16 protein-coding genes are annotated in these 17,958 nt (G+C 66.8%); 12 read left to right on the forward strand and 4 right to left on the reverse strand.

Going from position 1 to position 17,958, the window contains the following annotated elements; translation table 11 throughout:
- The first annotated feature begins 60 nt into the window (after positions 1-60).
- Genes ACZK5N_RS10575 through ACZK5N_RS10585 form a run of 3 tightly spaced genes read left to right on the forward strand, consistent with a single transcriptional unit; the run spans position 61 to position 3,209 of the window.
- Positions 61-1,344: a nucleotide sugar dehydrogenase gene (locus ACZK5N_RS10575; protein WP_459018678.1), complete on the forward strand. Its 1,284-nt coding sequence runs from the start codon at positions 61-63 to the stop codon at positions 1,342-1,344.
- A gap of 54 nt (positions 1,345-1,398) precedes the next feature.
- The gene (locus ACZK5N_RS10580; protein WP_459018677.1) at positions 1,399-2,553 is read left to right on the forward strand and encodes a DegT/DnrJ/EryC1/StrS family aminotransferase; all 1,155 of its coding nucleotides are present in this window, start codon (positions 1,399-1,401) and stop codon (positions 2,551-2,553) included.
- Positions 2,550-3,209, forward strand: coding sequence for a sugar transferase (locus tag ACZK5N_RS10585; RefSeq protein WP_459018676.1), 660 nt, complete (start codon positions 2,550-2,552; stop codon positions 3,207-3,209). Before ACZK5N_RS10580 ends, ACZK5N_RS10585 begins: the two co-directional genes overlap by 4 nt.
- Here ACZK5N_RS10585 and ACZK5N_RS10590 read toward each other — a convergent pair.
- Complete coding sequence (locus tag ACZK5N_RS10590) at positions 3,169-3,762, reverse strand: acetyltransferase (protein ID WP_459018675.1); 594 nt, start codon at positions 3,760-3,762, stop codon at positions 3,169-3,171. The two genes, ACZK5N_RS10585 and ACZK5N_RS10590, sit on opposite strands and share 41 nt — an antisense overlap.
- Before the next feature lie 91 nt (positions 3,763-3,853).
- Between ACZK5N_RS10590 and ACZK5N_RS10595 the strand changes: the two genes are divergently transcribed.
- From ACZK5N_RS10595 to ACZK5N_RS10610, 4 genes are read left to right on the forward strand one after another with little or no spacing between them, the layout of a single operon-like run.
- Positions 3,854-5,005 (forward strand): glycosyltransferase, encoded by a 1,152-nt coding sequence (locus tag ACZK5N_RS10595; RefSeq protein ID WP_459018674.1) that lies wholly within the window; start codon positions 3,854-3,856, stop codon positions 5,003-5,005.
- A 35-nt stretch (positions 5,006-5,040) separates the two neighbouring features.
- The gene (locus ACZK5N_RS10600) at positions 5,041-5,646 is read left to right on the forward strand and encodes an acyltransferase (RefSeq protein WP_459018673.1); all 606 of its coding nucleotides are present in this window, start codon (positions 5,041-5,043) and stop codon (positions 5,644-5,646) included.
- Positions 5,643-6,734, forward strand: a complete 1,092-nt coding sequence (locus ACZK5N_RS10605) for a DegT/DnrJ/EryC1/StrS family aminotransferase (RefSeq protein ID WP_459018672.1) — start codon at positions 5,643-5,645, stop codon at positions 6,732-6,734. The genes ACZK5N_RS10600 and ACZK5N_RS10605 overlap by 4 nt, the downstream gene beginning before the upstream one ends.
- 2 nt (positions 6,735-6,736) lie before the next feature.
- Positions 6,737-7,726 carry a Gfo/Idh/MocA family protein gene (locus ACZK5N_RS10610; RefSeq protein WP_459020461.1) on the forward strand — a complete coding sequence of 330 codons (990 nt, stop codon included), beginning with the start codon at positions 6,737-6,739 and terminating at the stop codon, positions 7,724-7,726.
- Between the two features lie 27 nt (positions 7,727-7,753).
- Here ACZK5N_RS10610 and ACZK5N_RS10615 read toward each other — a convergent pair whose 3' ends face one another.
- Positions 7,754-9,316 carry an FG-GAP-like repeat-containing protein gene (locus ACZK5N_RS10615; RefSeq protein ID WP_459018671.1) on the reverse strand — a complete coding sequence of 521 codons (1,563 nt, stop codon included), beginning with the start codon at positions 9,314-9,316 and terminating at the stop codon, positions 7,754-7,756.
- 172 nt (positions 9,317-9,488) lie between these two features.
- Here ACZK5N_RS10615 and argG point away from each other — a divergent pair, with 172 nt between their 5' ends.
- From argG to ACZK5N_RS10635, 4 genes are all read left to right on the forward strand, one after another.
- The gene (argG, locus tag ACZK5N_RS10620) at positions 9,489-10,910 is read left to right on the forward strand and encodes an argininosuccinate synthase (RefSeq protein WP_459020460.1); all 1,422 of its coding nucleotides are present in this window, start codon (positions 9,489-9,491) and stop codon (positions 10,908-10,910) included.
- A 311-nt stretch (positions 10,911-11,221) separates the two neighbouring features.
- Positions 11,222-11,740 carry a WhiB family transcriptional regulator gene (locus tag ACZK5N_RS10625; RefSeq protein ID WP_463624903.1) on the forward strand — a complete coding sequence of 173 codons (519 nt, stop codon included), beginning with the start codon at positions 11,222-11,224 and terminating at the stop codon, positions 11,738-11,740.
- 72 nt (positions 11,741-11,812) lie between these two features.
- Positions 11,813-12,769 carry a TIGR03885 family FMN-dependent LLM class oxidoreductase gene (locus ACZK5N_RS10630; RefSeq protein WP_463624904.1) on the forward strand — a complete coding sequence of 319 codons (957 nt, stop codon included), beginning with the start codon at positions 11,813-11,815 and terminating at the stop codon, positions 12,767-12,769.
- A gap of 14 nt (positions 12,770-12,783) precedes the next feature.
- Complete coding sequence (locus ACZK5N_RS10635) at positions 12,784-14,445, forward strand: alpha-amylase family protein (protein WP_459018668.1); 1,662 nt, start codon at positions 12,784-12,786, stop codon at positions 14,443-14,445.
- On the opposite strand, the gene ACZK5N_RS10640 is transcribed toward ACZK5N_RS10635, so the two are convergent.
- Entirely contained in the window at positions 14,406-15,242 is an 837-nt protein-coding gene (locus ACZK5N_RS10640) for an HAD family hydrolase (protein ID WP_459020459.1), read from the reverse strand. The two genes, ACZK5N_RS10635 and ACZK5N_RS10640, sit on opposite strands and share 40 nt — an antisense overlap.
- A gap of 105 nt (positions 15,243-15,347) precedes the next feature.
- Positions 15,348-16,613, reverse strand: coding sequence for a serine--tRNA ligase (gene serS / locus ACZK5N_RS10645; protein ID WP_459018667.1), 1,266 nt, complete (start codon positions 16,611-16,613; stop codon positions 15,348-15,350).
- A 117-nt stretch (positions 16,614-16,730) separates the two neighbouring features.
- On the opposite strand from serS, the gene ACZK5N_RS10650 reads away from it, so the two are divergent.
- Positions 16,731-17,933, forward strand: coding sequence for an MFS transporter (locus ACZK5N_RS10650; RefSeq protein ID WP_459018666.1), 1,203 nt, complete (start codon positions 16,731-16,733; stop codon positions 17,931-17,933).
- Positions 17,934-17,958 lie beyond the last annotated feature (25 nt).

Consider the following 17,958-nt stretch of genomic DNA (forward strand, 5'->3'; position numbering starts at 1 on the left):
TCATGCTGTTCGTCGGACGGGCGCGCGATACCGACACCTCTCCCGCAGAAAGGTCCTGGCATGGGATTCCCCGCTCCTGAAGACTCCGTGATGGCCGTGATAGGCCTCGGCTACGTCGGGCTGCCGCTGGCCGTCGAGTTCGCCAAGTACATCGACGTCATCGGTTTCGACATCAACGCAGCACGCGTTCAGGGCCTCAGCGCCGGCTACGATCACACCCTTGAGGTACCCGACGGCGAACTCGCTGCTGCGCAGCGCCTCACCTTCACCACGGATCCGACTGACATGGAACGTGCAAACGTCTACGTTGTCACCGCTCCCACCCCTGTCGACGCACACAACAACCCGGATCTGACCCCACTCCGTTCTGCGTCGGAGTCGATTGGTAACACGCTGCGCCCCGGCGACGTGGTGATCTACGAATCGACGGTGTACCCCGGCGCGACCGAAGAAGTCTGCGTGCCGATCCTTCAGCAGGTGAGCGGACTGAAGTTCAATGAAGACTTCTTTGTGGGCTACTCCCCCGAACGCATCAATCCGGGCGACAAGGAGCACCGCTTCTCCACCATCCTCAAGGTGACGTCCGGATCGACCCCTGAAACGGCGGACTACGTCGATTCCCTCTACCGGATCGCGGTCACCGCTGGCACCCATAGGGCGCCGTCGATCAAGGTCGCCGAGGCAGCGAAGGTCATCGAAAACACCCAAAGGGACGTCAACATCGCACTCGTCAATGAGCTCGCCCTGTTGTTTAACCGCTTGGGCATCGACACCCATGCGGTCCTTGAGGCGGCCAATACCAAGTGGAACTTCGTCAAGTTCCAGCCCGGGCTCGTCGGCGGACACTGCATCGGCGTCGACCCGTATTACCTCACCTACAAGGCCCAGGAGATCGGATACAACCCCGAGATCATTCTCGCCGGCCGCCGCCTGAACGACGCCATGGGTCGCTATGTCGCAACCGAGACGGTGAAGGGGATGGCGAGGAATGGCCTTGTAGTGAGCAACGCCCGCGCTCTGATCCTGGGGTTGACGTTCAAAGAGAACACCCCAGATCTCCGTAATACCAAGGTCACCGACATCGTCGAGGAACTTGAAAGCTACGGCATCGACGTCGACGTGCACGACCCCTGGTGCTCCGCAGAAGAGGCACTCACGCTTTACGGCGTGACGCTCATCGACGAACCAGACAAGGGCGCCTACGACGCTGTCATCCTCGCAGTCGGGCACGGGCAGTTCCTGGATCGCGGTCCCGAGTGGGTGCGCGAGCTAGCCGCGAACAATGGCGTGGTGTTCGACGTCAAGGGCATCCTCCCGACCGGCCTGGCCGATATGGCGCTCTGAGCAGCCCAACCGCACGCCGTCAGCGGTGAGGGCGGGTCGGGATATTCTTGCCGCGTGAACGAACGCATCTTCCTGTCCCCGCCCGACGTCACACAGCTTGAACGAGACGCGGTCAGCCGTGCTTTCGACGGCGGGTGGATTGCGCCCCTGGGGCCGGAGGTGGACGCATTCGAAGCCGAACTCGCGGCTTTCTGTGGACGTCAGCACGCCGTCGTGCTCTCGTCGGGCACTGCGGCACTGCACCTTGCTGGGCTGACGATGGGCTTCGGCCCCGGCGACACGGTGATCACTGCCTCGATGACGTTCGCCGCTACGACCAACGCCATCACCTACACGGGGGCTGCCCCTGTCCTCGTCGACTGTGACGCGCAGGGGTCGATGGATCCGGAACTAACGCGTCACGCCGTCGAAGACCAACTCAAGAAGGGCGCGACGATCAAGGGAATCGTTCCCGTCGACCTACTGGGCCACGTCGTTGATCACGAGGCCTTGAAGCAGGTCGCGGACGAATTCGGTCTCCATGTGCTATCCGATGCCGCCGAATCGCTGGGCGCCGTGCACCAGGGACGCCCGGCGGCGGCCCACGGCGACAGCGCCATCGTCTCCTTCAACGGGAACAAGGTCATCACCACATCCGGTGGCGGCGCGGTGCTCACCGACGACGTGGACGAAGCCAAGCACATCCGATATCTCGCCACCCAAGCACGTCAGCCAGTGCTGCACTATGAGCACACCGATGTGGGCTATAATTATCGGCTCTCAAATCTGCTGGCCGCAATGGGGCGAGCCCAACTCAGCAGACTGCCTGAGATGCTGGAGCGCCGACGCCAGCACCGCCTGCGCTACAAGAAACTCTTCGGCGGGATCCCGGGAGTCGCTTTCTTCGGGCAGCCCGACGGGTCAGAGCAGCACATCGGCAGCGGCCACGACCACGACAACTTCTGGCTCACGTCGATCATCGTCGACCCCGAGGAAGCGCCCTTCACTCGCGACGATCTCCTGCAGGCCCTCACCCAGGACAACATCGAAGCGCGCCCTGTCTGGAAGCCGATGCACCAGCAGCCGGTCTTCAAGCATTTGGTGGCATATGTCTCCGGCGCCAGCGAGCACCTCTTCGCTACCGGCCTTTCGCTGCCGAGTGGTTCGGCCCTGACGGACCCGCAGATGGATAGGGTTGAGGCAGTGATCCGACAGGTCCTAGATCGGTGAGCCGCTTTCGTCCATACGATCTGGTAAAACGGGCGATCGATGTCGTCGCGGCCGCGGGCCTGTTGGCGGTCACCGCCCCGATCCAAGTGGGCGTCGCCGCTCTGGTGCGTGTCAAGCTTGGCTCGCCGGTGTTGTTCCATCAGGAACGGCCCGGCCGCAACGGCCGACTGTTCAAGATGGTGAAGTTCCGCACCATGCTCGAGCCCACCGCGGATTTGGTCACCGATGAGCAACGCCTCACGCGGTTCGGCAAGCTGCTGCGCTCCACCAGCCTCGACGAGTTGCCGGAACTCTGGAACGTGCTCAAGGGCGACATGTCGCTCGTGGGCCCCCGCCCGTTGCTCCCGTCCTACCTGCCGCTCTACACGCCTCGCCAGGCGCGACGTCACGAGGTCCGGCCGGGGATCACGGGGCTGGCCCAAGTCAGGGGCCGCAACGCGTCGAGTTGGGGGGAACGACTGGCCTGGGACGTGACCTACGTTGATCAGCGCAGTCTGGTCCTGGATCTGCGGGTACTCGTCGAGACAGTTGCCGTGGTGCTGCGACGCGACGGTGTGGCCGAGGAAGGCGCGGTCACCCGCACTCCCTTCGAGGGAGCTCCGGATACTGGGTCAACTAGCGCTGAAGTTCGCGCCCGGGGTTCCCGACCACGGTGACGCCGTCGGGAACGTCGCGGATGATCACTGCTCCCGCCCCGATGGCGCTCCACGCGCCGATCCTTACCCCCGGGATGATCGAAGCCCCCGAACCAATGTGGGTGCCCTCCCCCACCATGACGCCGCCCGATAGCACCACGCCCGGTGAGATGTGCGCAAAGTCTCCCACCACGCAATCATGGTCAACCGAAGCGCCGGTGTTGATGATGCAGTGTCGGCCGATGGCGGTAGCCGGGTTGACGATCGCGCCAGCCATGGCGACGCTGCCCTCGCCGATCTCGGCACGCGAGGAGACGCAAGCGCCGGGATGAACGAGAGCGGCGACACTACGTGGCAGGGTCTCGGCGATGCGCCGTCGGGTGTTGTTATGGCCGATGGCCACGACATAGGCGACGTCGTCCGCAGGCGCTGCCACAACGTCGTAGCCCCAGAGACTTGGCTGCTTCGGCGTGTCGTCCACGAAATGGGCGATGTCGTAACCGAGCAACTCGGCAATCTCAGCGACGACCTTGGCATGCCCTCCTGCGCCATACAGCCCGAGACGTCCCGCCATGAACACATTCCTTTCGCACCACCGCCGGGAGAACCGGCAGGTCCTGGTTGCGGCACTACACTAACCGTGCAGAACCCAGGAAGGGGTGTTGGTGATCAAGACTCGTCGGCAGGTCAAGGTCCGGCACCTGTCCACGGTGCACGATGTGCGCGACACTCGCGTCACGTACAAGGAGTGCCGCCATCTGAGCGAAGCGGGCTATGACCTTGCTCTCATCAACTGCAACCCAGGCGACACCACGCTTGCAGGTGTCCGGGTCATCGGATTGGGCGCGCCACGTAACCGGCTACACCGGATGTTCGTGAAATCTGTCTCGATGGCGCGGCGAGCGCTGCACGAGAACGCCGACATCTACCACTTCCACGACCCCGAGCTCATCCCTGTCGGCATCGTGCTGAAACTCCGCGGTAAACGGGTGATCTATGACGTGCACGAGGACGTGCCCAAGCAGATCATGCACAAGTTCTGGATCCCGACGCCCATGAAGAAGCCGCTGAGCCTCGCCGCACACGTGTTTGAGCGAGCGGCAACCAGGCTCGTCGATCTGTTCGTGGCCGCCACCCCGACGATCGCGGAAAAGTTTCCACAGGCCAAGACGATCGTCTGCCAAAACTTCCCGGAGAAGGATCTGGCCGAGCACAAGAACAACACCCCTTTCGAGGACCGACCGTCAGCGTTCGTCTACGTCGGTGGCCTCTCGCGTCAGCAGGGGCTCTTCAGCATGCTCGACGGCGCCGCCCAGCTGCCCGATGACGCCGTCGGTGACCTGGCAGGGAAGTTCAAGGAGTATGAGGACGAGGCACGTGCACACCCCGGGTGGCAGCACGTGCGTTGGCACGGGGTGCTTGAGCGCGACGGCATCGTCGCGTTGTTGAACCAGGCCCGCACCGGCGTCGTCCTCAACCATCCAATTTCGAACTACCTGGAGGCCTACTCCACCAAGATGTTCGAGTACATGGCCTGTGGGCTTCCCGTGGTCACCTCCGACATCCCGCTGTGGAAGGAAATCGTCGAGGGTTCAGGATGCGGCGTAGCGGTCGACCCCTTCGATGCGGCCGCAGTGGAAGCCGCCGTCCGGCGCTACCTGGACGACCCTGAACTGGCCGCAAGCGACGGGGAACGAGGTCGGCAGGCGATTTTGGCGCGCTATAACTGGAGCTTGGAGGGTGCAAAGCTGGTTGCCGCCTACGACGCGCTCTGTGGCATCCGCCCCGTCACAAGTCAGATCATGTCGGAGCACTAGACTGAACTGGACCTTCGATCAACTGGAGACTTCACATGGCTGAGCCCAGGATTCTGCCTTCGGCAGACCTCGATGACAACGTCAACATTGGCGACGGATCCTCCATCTGGCACCTTGCGCAGGTGCGCAGCGGAGCGGACATCGGAGAGAACGTCGTCGTCGGCCGTGGCGCCTACATCGGCACCGGCGTGCACGTCGGCAACAACTGCAAGATCCAGAACTACGCGCTCGTCTACGAGCCCGCGTACCTGGAGGACGGCGTCTTCATCGGCCCGGCTGCAGTCCTCACCAACGACACGTTCCCCCGGGCGATCAATCCCGACGGCACCGCCAAGAGCGCGCACGACTGGGAGCCGGTCGGAGTGACGCTCAGGCAGGGCGCCTCGGTCGGCGCCAGGGCCGTGTGCGTGGCGCCGGTCACCATCGGAGCATGGGCGACGGTTGCGGCTGGCTCAGTCGTCACCCGCGACGTCCCGGATTACGCGCTCGTCGCGGGCGCCCCTGCCCGGCGCATCAAGTGGGTGGGCCGATCCGGCTTCCCGCTGGAGCAGACCGGCGACAACACCTACCGGGACCCCAAGACCGGCGACGAATTTGAGCAGTCCGGCGACACTCTGAGACTCGTAAAGGAATCCGCATGACGTACGACTTCATCCCTCCCGCGAAGCCCTTGATCGGTGACGAGGAGCGCGCCGCGGTGGACCGCGTCCTGCAATCAGGCATGATCGCCCAGGGCCCGGAGGTGGCCGCCTTCGAGACCGAGTTCTCCGAGCACTTTCAGCTCGGGCGCGCATGCGTGGCGGTCAACTCAGGCACCTCGGGCCTCCACCTCGGCCTGTTGAGCTGCGGGATCGGTGCAGGCGACGAAGTCATCGTCCCCTCCTTCACGTTCGCCGCGACGGCCAACTCGGTCGCGTTGACCGGTGCCACGCCCGTGTTCGCCGACATCGCGGAGGACGATTTCACGCTCGACCCCGCGTCGGTCGAGGCCTCCGTTACCGAGCGCACCAAGGCGATCATGCCAGTGCACCTCTACGGCCACCCCGCCAAGATGGAGCAACTGCGCGCCATCGCGGACAAGCACGGACTCATGCTGTTCGAGGACGCGGCGCAGGCGCACGGCGCCGCACTCAACGGCACCCCCGTGGGCGCGTTCGGTGAGTTCGCCATGTTCTCGCTCTACCCCACCAAGAACATGACCTCGGGCGAGGGCGGCATGGTGTCCGCGGCGAACGCGGAGATCGAGCGGAACCTCCGCCTGTACCGCAACCAGGGCATGCTCCAGCAGTACCACAACGAGGTCGTCGGACTGAACAACCGCATGACGGACATCCATGCCGCCATCGGCCGGGTGCAGTTGACCAAGGTGGGGGCCTGGACCAATTCCCGCCAGGAGAACGCTGCATTCCTGTCCGCCAACCTCGAGGGCGTCACTCCCCCGCCTATCGCCGACGGCGCCGTGCACGTGTTCCACCAGTACACGGTCCGCGTCGCAGGTGACCGCGACGGGCTGTCCAGGGCGTTGAAGGAGGAGTACAACGTGGGCTCCGGCATGTTCTACCCCGTACCCAACCACCGCCTCAAGCCCTTCATGGCAGACGTCGAGCTGCCGGAGACGGAGCGCGCGGCGAAGGAGTGCCTGTCGCTGCCTGTGCACCCCTCCCTCAGCCAGGCGGACCTCGAGCGCATCGTGATGGCCGTCAACGCCCTCGCGAAGGCCGGTGCGTGAGCATGGCCAACCTCCGCGCCGGCCTGATCGGGCTCGGCATGATGGGGCGCCACCACGCCCGGAACCTTCGCTCCATCGATGGTGTGGACCTGGTGGCCGTCGCAGACGCAGCAGGCGACCCGCATGGTCTCGCGGGCGACCTCGAGGTCCTCCCCGACATCGACGCCTTGCTCGCGCAGGGTCTGGACTACGTCGTCGTGGCCGCGCCCACCATGTACCACGAGGAGATCGGCCTGAAGCTGGCCGAGGCCGGCGTGCACGCGCTCATCGAGAAGCCCCTGGCGAAGACCGTGGAGGGGGCCCGTTCCCTGGTCAAGGCGTTCGCCGACAAGGGGCTGGTCGGGGCCGTCGGCCACATCGAGCGCTACAACCCCGCACTCCAGAGCCTGCGTAAGCGGCTGGAAGCCGGGGACCTCGGGGACCTGTACCAGGTGTGCACCAGGCGTCAGGGCCCGTTCCCTGCCCGCATCGCCGACGTGGGTGTCATCAAGGACCTCGCCAGCCATGACATCGACCTGACCGCTTGGGTGACCCAGCGCAAGTACGAACTGGTGGCGGCACGCACCATGTTCAAGGCCGGCCGCGAATACGAGGACATGGTCTCCGCCACCTGCCAGCTCGAGGGCGGGTTGATGTCCAACCACCTCGTGAACTGGCTGACTCCAACGAAGGAGCGGCTCACTGTCGTCACCGGCGAGAAGGGCATGTACATCGCGGACACCCTCACCGCCGACCTCACCTTCTACGCCAACGGCAGCATCGTCAACACCTGGCACGACATCGCGCAGTTCCGCGGCGTGTCCGAGGGTGACGTGACCCGCTACGAGATCCCGAAGCCCGAGCCTCTGCGCACCGAGCACGAGAACTTCCGCGACGCCGTGCTGGGCAAGGAGGCGGACATCGTCACCCTTGAGCAGGGCGCACGCGTCGTCGAGGTGTGCGAGGCCATGATCGAATCCGCGAGGACCAATCGGTTCATCACCATCGACTGAGGCCCGCAGCGTCCTGGTCTGAGCCACTCAGGCCAAGACGTTCAAGCTGGACCACGTGCCTCCGGCGGGATGCGCGAGGGTGACGCGGGGCAGCAGGCTGCCGGTGCCGGTGCCTGGATAGAGGTACATTGCGCCGCTACTCCTCTGCCGAGCAACGAGATCAGGGGACCTGTCACCGTCGAGGTCGGTCATGCCCTCGATCATGTCCATCGCCCCCCAGCCGGTCCCGAGCCTGGTGCGCGCGAGCAGGCTCCCCGTGCCGTTCCCGGGGTAGAACCACAGGTACCCAGTGCTGCGCTCACGCGCGATGAGGTCGGGATCGCCGTCGGAATTAAAGTCTCCGGTGGAGACGAGCACATCCATGACGTTCCACCCAGTGCCGATCCGTTGGCGCTTCTGACCGCTGAATGTGTCGCCCTTGTAGAGCCAGAGCTCCCCGGTCGACTTCTGCACGGAGAGCAGGTCCGTCCTGCCGTCGCCGTTGAAGTCGCCGACGCCGGCTATGTCGCCCATGCCGTTCCAGCCGTTGCCGATCCTCTTGCGGGTGGGCCCGCCGTACCCGTAGCCGACGTAGAGGTACAGGTCGCCCGTCGAAGACTCTCTGGCGACGAAGTCGCTGCTGCCGTCGCCGTTGGCGTCACCCACCACCTCGAGGAGGTTCATCACACCCCAGCCCGTGCCAATCTGCTGCCTGGTGAACTGTCCCCGCTCGTTGCCCGCGTAGCGCCAGAGCTTCCCGTCGGGACTGCGTGCGAGGAGGTCGTTCTTCCAGTCACCGTTGAGGTCGTTGAGAAATCCGGTCATCGTCGGCAGCGGCTTCGCGAATGCCGTGAACTGGTAGGTGCCGCAGGTGCGGTCGTAGTCCCGGGTGTCGTCGTACCACTGCGAGATGAGTACGGGCCCGCCGGAGAAGCTCGCCTGCGTGCAGCGGTCCAGAGCCTCGTTCGCATAGTCGAGCCGACCCGCAGTGGCCCACACGGGGACAGCGGGGAGCTTCCAGCCACCGACGATCTCGTTCCACCCATTCGTGAAGGAGTAAAGACCGTATGCGTAGCCGGAGTCGGACAGACCCCTCATGAACCCCTCCACGACGGCGCGGTTCAGCGCACGCTTCACCGCAGTCCCGCTCGGCCACGGCTGCGCGGGCCGGGGTTCCACGTCGATCCACACCACCGGCGGCCTCCACCCGACCTGGGACAGGTAGGCCACCGAGTCCTTGGCCTGCGCGTAGCCGACGTTGCTGAGTCGTGCCGCCAGAGTGGTGGACCGCCATGGTCCCCACGTGCCGTACTTGGTCAGCTGGGCCGCAGTGGGATATGTGGCCATCCCGTACGCGTGCGCGGGCTTGGACCGCGACGTCGCCCACTGCACTTGACTGACGAGACAGGGGTTGAGCGTGAACGCCAGCCCTCGCGTGAGCCCGATGATGACGAACTGAGTGGTGGCCGGCGGCATCGGGAGGCCGTACCCCGCGGGCGCCGGGCATTGGGGCCACGACACATCGTGGCCGAAGAGGTCCGCGGCCTCGGCGCGGGGAGCCCCCGAGAAGGACGCGAGGACGACGAGGACTGTCACTAGAAGACGCGACACGATCGCTCTTCTTGACGTCCGCTGCTGCGCTGACATGACGCCCCCATCATTTGGCCCTGCATCCATAGTGCGCCTGTCCATGCCAAAGCGCCATGGCCGAGACCCGACGTTCAGCGGTCACGCCGGCCGGACGGCCCTGCTGGTGCGGGTGACGATCATCTACAGTGTCTCCGTGTCCAAAGTCCTGACCTCCCTTCCCGTCGGCGAGCGCGTCGGCATCGCATTCTCCGGCGGCCTCGATACCTCCGTCGCCGTCGCCTGGATGAAGGAGGCAGGGGCCGTCCCCTGCACCTACACCGCAGACATCGGCCAGTACGACGAGCCTGACATCGAGTCGGTGCCGGGCCGCGCGCTGCAGTACGGGGCGGAGCTGTCGCGACTGGTGGACTGCCGGACCCAGCTCGTCGAGGAGGGACTCTCGGCCCTGGCCTGCGGCGCATTCCACATCCGCTCCGCCGGCAAGGCGTACTTCAACACGACCCCCATCGGTCGCGCTGTCACCGGCACGCTGCTGGTCCGCGCGATGGCCGACGACAATGTGTTCATCTGGGGAGACGGCTCCACCTACAAGGGCAACGACATCGAGCGGTTCTACCGCTACGGCCTCATGGCCAACCCGCAGCTGCGCATCTACAAGCCGTGGCTCGACGAGGAGTTCGTCCGCCAGCTCGGCGGCCGCGACGAAATGAGCCAGTGGCTCACCGAGCGCAAGCTCCCCTACCGCGACTCCAAGGAGAAGGCCTACTCCACCGACGCCAACATCTGGGGCGCCACGCACGAGGCCAAGACCCTCGAGGACCTTGACGTGTCACTCGAGACGGTCGAGCCCATCATGGGCGTCAAGTACTGGGACCCGACCGTGGACATCGCCGCCGAGGACGTGAGCGTCCGCTTCGAGCTCGGCCGCCCCGTCGCGATCAACGGAGTGCGCTTCGACGACCCGGTGGCGCTGGTCATGGAGGCCAACGCCATCGGCGGCCGCCACGGGCTGGGCATGAGCGACCAGATCGAGAACCGCATCATCGAGGCGAAGTCCCGCGGCATTTACGAGGCACCCGGCATGGCGGTGCTGTGGATCGCCTACGAGCGGCTGCTCAGCGCCATCCACAACGAGGACACGCTCGCCAACTACCGCTCAGAGGGCCTGCGCCTGGGCCGCCTGCTGTACGAGGGAAGGTGGCTGGATCCTCAGTCGCTCATGTTGCGGGAGTCCATCACGCGCTGGGTGGCCTCCGCCGTCACCGGCGAGGTGGACCTGCGGCTCCGTCGCGGAGACGACTACACCATCCTGGACACCCGCGGTCCGCACCTGTCGTACCAGCCGCACAAGCTGTCCATGGAGCGCGTCGAGGACGCCGCGTTCGGGCCCACAGACCGCATCGGCCAGCTGACCATGCGCAACCTGGACATCGCGGACTCGCGCGAGAAGCTGGAGCTCTACGCAGCCCAGGGCACGCTGCTGTCGAGCCACCAGGACCTCATCGGACGGCTTGAGGCGGGCGGCGCGGCCGCCATCGCCGAGTTGGGCGCCACCGGGCCCTCCGACGTCGACGAGGCCGTGGCAGGTTCCTCGATGGAGTCCGGCACCGACTGAAGTCCCGGCGCTCAGCACGCGCACGGCCCGCCGTGCAATAGCCGAAAGGTAACACTTCCCGCTTCCAGGTGAACGGCGGGTAAAGCACCCTGTCACGGGCACGTCGACGACGGCCGCGGAGCGTGTCACGCTCGCCATTTGAGTATCCGCACTCAAAAGCGCTGCGTTGCCTACTCACCTTTTTCGGGTAGCAGCGCCCATCGTCGAGCGCCCGTCCACCCGCTTCCTCTTGGGACCGTTGATACCGGGGACGCAGTCCCCCGACGATAGCTTGAACAAGGGGGCAGTTCATGGCCGAGGTGACGCCGTGCGTGAAGTATCCGACCATCTTTCTCCACCCTCTGCTTGAGGACGGAGCCTCCGCGGCGTCAGGAGGCGAGCGCCGTGAACAGTCGATGCTGCAGTCGCAGGCGGACGCGATGTGCGCCTCCTGCCCACTTCAGGCCCAGTGCCTCACGGACGCCGTGACCAGGTTCGACGTATCCGGCTTCGTCGCCGGAACCACCCGACGCCAGCGCCAGGAAATCCGCCTGCGGCTCGGCGTGGAGGTGCCGACGGACAACCTCGACGCGCTGGCCGGGGCACCGTCGGGCCGTCAGTTCGACCGTCACGAGATCCACCGGCTCCGCACCACGCACCCCACGCAACCGCTCAGCGTCCTGGCGGCGAAGATCGGCTGCTCGGTGTCCACCATCAAGCGTCATCTCCGCAAGATCGAGGAGGAGGGTTTGGCGGTGCGTCCCTCTGACCGCCCCCGGCCGACCCCCCGCGAGGTCATGGCCGTGGCATCGGAGGTCCGGAGAGGATCGCGCCGCGCCGCCGCGGCCTGACACCGTCGCCGACGGCTACCCAGTTTGGGCGAAACCTTGAATCGCGGGGTCCTGTGCCACGAGAGTGGGGGCATGACGCGAATCGGCTTCCACGCCTCCCACGAACAGATCTCGCCGCGCCAACTCCTGCTCGACGTCCAGCACGCCGAGCGGGTGGGATTCGACATGGCCATGTGCTCGGATCACTACAAGCCGTGGTCTGAGCGGCAGGGCCACTCCGGTTACACGTGGTCCTGGCTGGGCGCCGCGCTGGCCACCACCGGGCTCGCGTTCGGCTGCGTGTGCGCGCCGGGCCAGCGGTACCACCCCGCCGTCGTGGCTCAGAAGATCGGCACGCTGGCGTCCATGTTCCCGGGCCGCTTCTGGATCGCGCTGGCCAGCGGCGAGGCGATGAACGAGTCCATCACCGGGGAGCGTTGGCCGGCCAAGGAGGAGCGGATCGAGCGCCTTGAGGAGTGCGTCGAGGTGATCCAGCGGCTCCTCGACGGCGAGGAGGTCAGCTTCTCCGGCCTGATCACCGTCGATCGGGCGAAGGTGTGGGATCGGCCCGAGGTGCGCCCGGCGCTGTTGACGCCCGCCGTCTCGGCCGAGTCCGCCGCCCGGTCGGCCGCCTGGGCGGACGGCCTGATCACGGTGAACCAGGACCACGCGACGCTGCGGCAGGTGATCGCCGCCTACCGTGACGCCGACGGCCAGGGTCCCCTGGCGCTGCAGCTGCACCTGTCCTGGGCCCCGACCATGGAGGAGGCCGAGCAGATCGCCTTCGACCAGTGGCGCTCCAACGTGCTCGGGGATCCGCTGTCCTGGGACATCGCCACCGTCGAGGGCTTCGACGCGGCGTCGAAGCACGTCACGCTGGACTCCGTGCGTCAGGTGGTGCGGATCTCCGACGACCTCGAGCAGCACGCCACCTGGATCCGGGAGTATGCCGACCTCGGCTTCGACGACATCTACCTGCACTACGTGGGCCAGCATCAGACCGCCTACCTCGACGCGTTCGGTGAGTACGTGCTGCCGAACGCCCGCTGACAAGGAGACCCACCATGAGAATCACGGACACCAGCGACCTGTGGTGGAAGAGCGCGGTGGTCTACTGCCTCGACATCGAGACCTACCTCGACGCCAACGGCGACGGCGTGGGTGACCTGGCGGGTCTCTCCCATCGCATCGACTACCTGGCCCAGCTCGGCGTCAACTGCCTGTGGCTGATGCCGTTCTACCCCTCACCCGATCGGGACGACGGCTACGACGTCAAGGACTTCTACGGCGTGGACCCTCGGCTCGGCAACCACGGTGAACTGGTGGAGGTGATCCGCACCGCCCACGATCGCGGCATCCGGGTGATCGCAGACCTGATCGTCAACCACACCTCGGACCAGCACCCGTGGTTCGTGGCGTCGCGGCGGAGCACGACGAACCCCTTCCGTGACTACTACGTGTGGCGCGGCACGGACCCCGGCGACACCTCGGCCGAGGTGGTGTTCCCAGGCGAGGAGGACGGGATCTGGACGCTCGACCACCGCACGGACGAGTGGTATCTGCATCACTTCTACGCGCACCAGCCCGACCTCAACCTCGCCAACCCAGCCGTGATGGACGAGATCCTGCGCACCGTCGGATTCTGGCTGGAGCTCGGCATCGACGGTTTCCGCGTCGACGCCGTGCCGTTCCTGCTCCAGAACACCCAGAACTCGGGCACCAGGACGATGCCCGTGGATCCCCACGACGTCATCAAGCAGATCCGCGCGTTCCTTCAGCGGCGCAAGGGCCACGCCGTGCTGCTGGGCGAAGTGAACGTGCCGCACGCCGAGCAACGGGAGTTCTTCGGTGGTGACGTCGGCGACGAACTGCAGATGATGTTCGACTTCATCGCCATGCAGGCCACCTACCTGTCGCTGGCCCGGCAGGATCCCCGCCCTCTGATCAAGGCGTTGGAGGACAGGCCGCCGATCCACCACACCTGCCAGTGGGCCACGTTCCTGCGCAATCACGACGAGCTGACCCTGGACAAGCTCACCGAGGAGGAGCGCCACGAGGTCTTCGAGGCGTTCGGCCCCGAGAAGGCGATGCAGGTCTACGACCGCGGCCTCAAGCGACGACTGCCACCCATGCTCGGCGGAGACCCGAGACGCGTCCGGATGGCCTACAGCCTCATGTTCTCCCTGCCCGGCACGCCCACCCTCTACTACGGCGAGGAGATCGGGATGGGCGAAGACCTCGAGGCCCCGGGCCGGATGGCCGTGCGCACCCCGATGCAGTGGGGGCCGGGCCGAAACGGAGACTTCTCGATGGCGAAGCCCGGGAAGCTGATCCAGCGCGTCACACCGGACGGGTACGGCCCCAAGCACGTCAACTTCGCAGACCAGGAGCACGACCCGGACTCGCTGTGGTCCTTCATCCGGACACTGATCAGCATCCGCCGCCGCCGCGCCGAGGTGGGATGGGGAGACTTCTCCGTCATCGAGACCGAGTCCGCGTCGGTGCTGGCGCACCAGGTGTCGCTCGACGGGTCGGCGGTGGTGGCGGTACACAACTTCTCGGCCGATCCGGTGTCGGTCTCGCTCGCCGACGCGTTCGGAGACGAGGACGTCGTGGAGGACCTGCTCGCCGGGGAGGCGACGGTGGTGCACGACGGCAGTCTGTCCGTCAGCCTGGAGGGCTACGGCTACCGCTGGTACCGCGTGAGGTCCACTCCCGGTCCCTGACCACATGACACGAGGGCCGGGAACCACCGGTCGAGCTCCTCGACGGTGCCGAGGTCGGCGAAGTTGCCTGTGACGGCGTCCGCCGCCTCCTTGACCACGTCCGGGGCGTCGCCCATCGCCACCCCCCGGCCGGCCCACTCGAGCATCTCGATGTCGTTGCGGCCGTCGCCGATGGCCAGGACATCGGCCGCGTCGATGCCCAACTCGTCGCACACGATCTGGAGGCCGTGCGCCTTGTCCACCCCCAGCGGCGCGATGTCCAGCCACGCGGACCAGCCGATGAAGTAGGCCACCTCGTGCAGCCCCAACTGGCTCACCAGCCCGTCGAACACCTCCTCGGAGCTGTGCGGATCCCGCACGATGACGCGCGACACCTCCCGCGAGGCCAGCTCGTCGATGCTCTCGATGCTCACCTCGCCCAGCAGCTCGCCCTCGGGGAAGGGCCGGTTGACCCGCCAGTGCATCCCGTCCTGGACCGCGATGCAGGCACTGGGCGCGAGCTCGGCCACGCGGTGCACCGTGTCCCCGGGATCGAACCGCGACTCGTGGCGGATCTCGAACGGCGGGTAGGTCACCACCATGGCGCCGTTCGACGACACCGCCCAGCCTGCCGGCAGATCCAGGTGGTCGAAGATGGTCTCGGTGGCAAGCCAGGAGCGTCCCGTGGACAGCACCACCGGGATCCCGGCGTCGACGACGCGACGCACGGCGTCCCGGACCTCCGGCGGCATCTCCCCGAACGGGTCGACGAGCGTGCCGTCGATGTCTAGGGCCACCAGTTTCGGGCTGAACTTCACGGACACAGATGAACCTCTCTTGCGGTGTGCCGACGGGGGCCGGGTGGGCGAAGCCTGCCACGTGCAGGTGAACGCCCGGTTGCCGGCGCCCCAACGGCGGGTGGGTTAGGCAAGCGCCTCCCGGCCACCCAGGTAGGGCCGGAGCGCCTCCGGGACGCGCACCGAGCCGTCGGCCTGCTGGTGGTTCTCCAGCAGCATGATGATGATGCGGGTCATGGCGCACAGCGTGCCGTTGAGCGTGGCGACCGGGCGGACCCCGTCGTCGAACCTGCCCCGGATGCCGAGCCGCCGGGCCTGGAACTCGGTGCAGTTCGACGTGGACGTCACCTCGCGGTAGCGCTGCTGGGTGGGCAGCCAGGCGTAGCAGTCGTACTTGCGGGCCGCGGAGAGGCCGAGATCGCCCGACGCCACGTCGAGCACCTGGAACGGCACCTCGAGCAGCGTGAGGAACTCCTTCTCGAAGCCGAGCAGCTTCTCGTGCCACGCCTCGGCGTCCTCGGGTGCGCAGTGGACGAACATCTCCACCTTGTCGAACCAGTGCACGCGGAAGATGCCGCGGGTGTCGCGGCCGTGGGAGCCGGCCTCGCGCCGGAAGCACGGGGAGTAGGCGACGTACTGTCGCGGCAGGGTGGCGGCGTCGAGGATCTCGTCGGAGTGGAAGGCGGCCAGCGCCACCTCCGAGGTCCCGACGAGGTAGAGGTCATCGGCCGGGAGGTGATAGACGTCCTGCGCCGCCTGGCCGAGGAAACCGGTGCCCTCCATGGCCGACGGTTTCACCAGCGCCGGCGGGATCATGGGTGTGAAGCCCCACTCGGCGGCCTTGGTCATGGCGAGGTTGAGCAGCGCGAGCTCCAATTGGGCGCCCACTCCGGTGAGCACGTAGAACCGCGACCCCGAGATCTTGGTGCCGCGCTCCATGTCGATGGCACCCAGGCGCTCGCCGATCTCCAGGTGGTCCTTCGGTTCGAAGCCCTCGGCGGCGAAGTCCCGCGGGGTCCCGACGGTCTCGATCACCACGCCCTCATCCTCGCCGCCCTCGGGGACGCCGTCGAGCACGAGGTTGCCGACCTGCTTCATGAGGACGTCGAACGCGGCGCCGGCGGTGTCGGCGTCGGCCTGGGCCGTCTTCACATCTGCCGCCAGCTGCTTGCTGCGCTCGAGGATGGCGACGCGCTCGTCGCCCTTCGCCCGGGCCACCTCCTTGCCGAGGCCTTTCTGATCGGCGCGGAGGGTCTCGAACGCGAGGATCGAGGCGCGGCGGGCCTCGTCCGCGGCGATCAGCTCATCGACGAGCTCGACCGAGGCGCCGCGGGCGGCCTGGGAGCGTCGGATGCGGTCTGGATCCACGCGGAGCCACTTCGGATCAATCATGCCTCTACCCTACCGACGCCCGCATCGCGCTGTCCCCACCACCCTTGGGCCTGAGGAGAGCACCCACCGAAGCGTGGGGGCGTTTTGACGCGATCGACCGTCGCCTAGGGTAGGCGGGTGACGGAGAAGAGTGCGACGGCGAAGAGAGAGCCGATCTCTGCCGAGATCTGGGTGCTGGTAGCCTCCGCGATGCTCATCGCGCTGGGGTTCGGCATCGTCGCCCCGATCCTTCCCCAGTTCGCCCAGTCCTTCGACGTGGGGCTGATGGCGGCGTCGTCGATCGTGTCGGTCTTCGCCTTCATCCGGCTGATCTTCGCGCCCGCAGGCGGTGCGCTGGTCAACAAGCTCGGCGAACGACGCGTCTACCTGGTGGGCCTGCTCATCGTGGGCGGCTCCAGCGCGCTCAGCGGGCTCGCCACCGACTTCTGGATGCTCCTGGTGTTCCGCGGCATCGGCGGCATGGGCTCGGTGATGTTCACCGTCTCGGCGATGGCCCTGCTGGTCCGCCTGTCACCCCCCGCCCAGCGCGGGCACACGTCGTCGATGTACGGCACCGCGTTCCTGCTGGGCAACATCCTCGGCCCCATCCTCGGCTCGGCGATGCAGGGGCTCGGGCTACGGGCGCCGTTCTTCATCTACGCCGGCGCCGTGTTCCTCGCCGCCGGGGTGGTCCTGATCTTCCTCCGCGGGGGCACGGGCGGGAGGCCCGTCAAGGGTGAGCACCAGGAGCGGATGACGCTGGCCGAGGCCATGGGGATGCCCTACTACCGGGCGCTGCTGGTCACCGGCTTCGCGCACGGCTGGTCCAACTTCGGGGTGCGGATCGCGCTGTTGCCCCTCATGGCGGCCGCCGTGCCCACCATCGGCAATCAGGCGGCGGGCATCGCGCTCACGCTCTTCGCCCTCGGCAACGCCGTCACGCAGCAGGCCACGGGCCGGCTGGTGGACCGCATGGGGCGGCGGCCGTTCCTGGTCCTCGGCCTCGCCGTGTCCGCCGTCGCCACCGTCTTCTTCGGATGGGTGGACTCGCTCTGGGTCTTCCTGGCTCTGTCCGCCCTGGCCGGGGCGGGGGCGGCGCTGATCGCCCCCGCGTCCCAGGCCCTGATGGCCGACATCATCGGCTCCAATCGCAACGGCGGCCAGGCCCTGTCGACCTACTCCATGTCCATGGACATGGGCTCGATCGCGGGCACCATGCTCGCCGGGGCGATCGCGGACGCCGTCGGATTCGGCTGGGCGTTCGCCGTCACCGGGGTGGTGATGGCCGCGGCCGTGCTGCCCTGGCTGGTGGTCCGACGGCATCCGTTCCGCGCCGCCTGAAACACCCGCGCAGAGCGCCGCGGTG

Source organism: Tessaracoccus pujii (assembly GCF_055326215.1).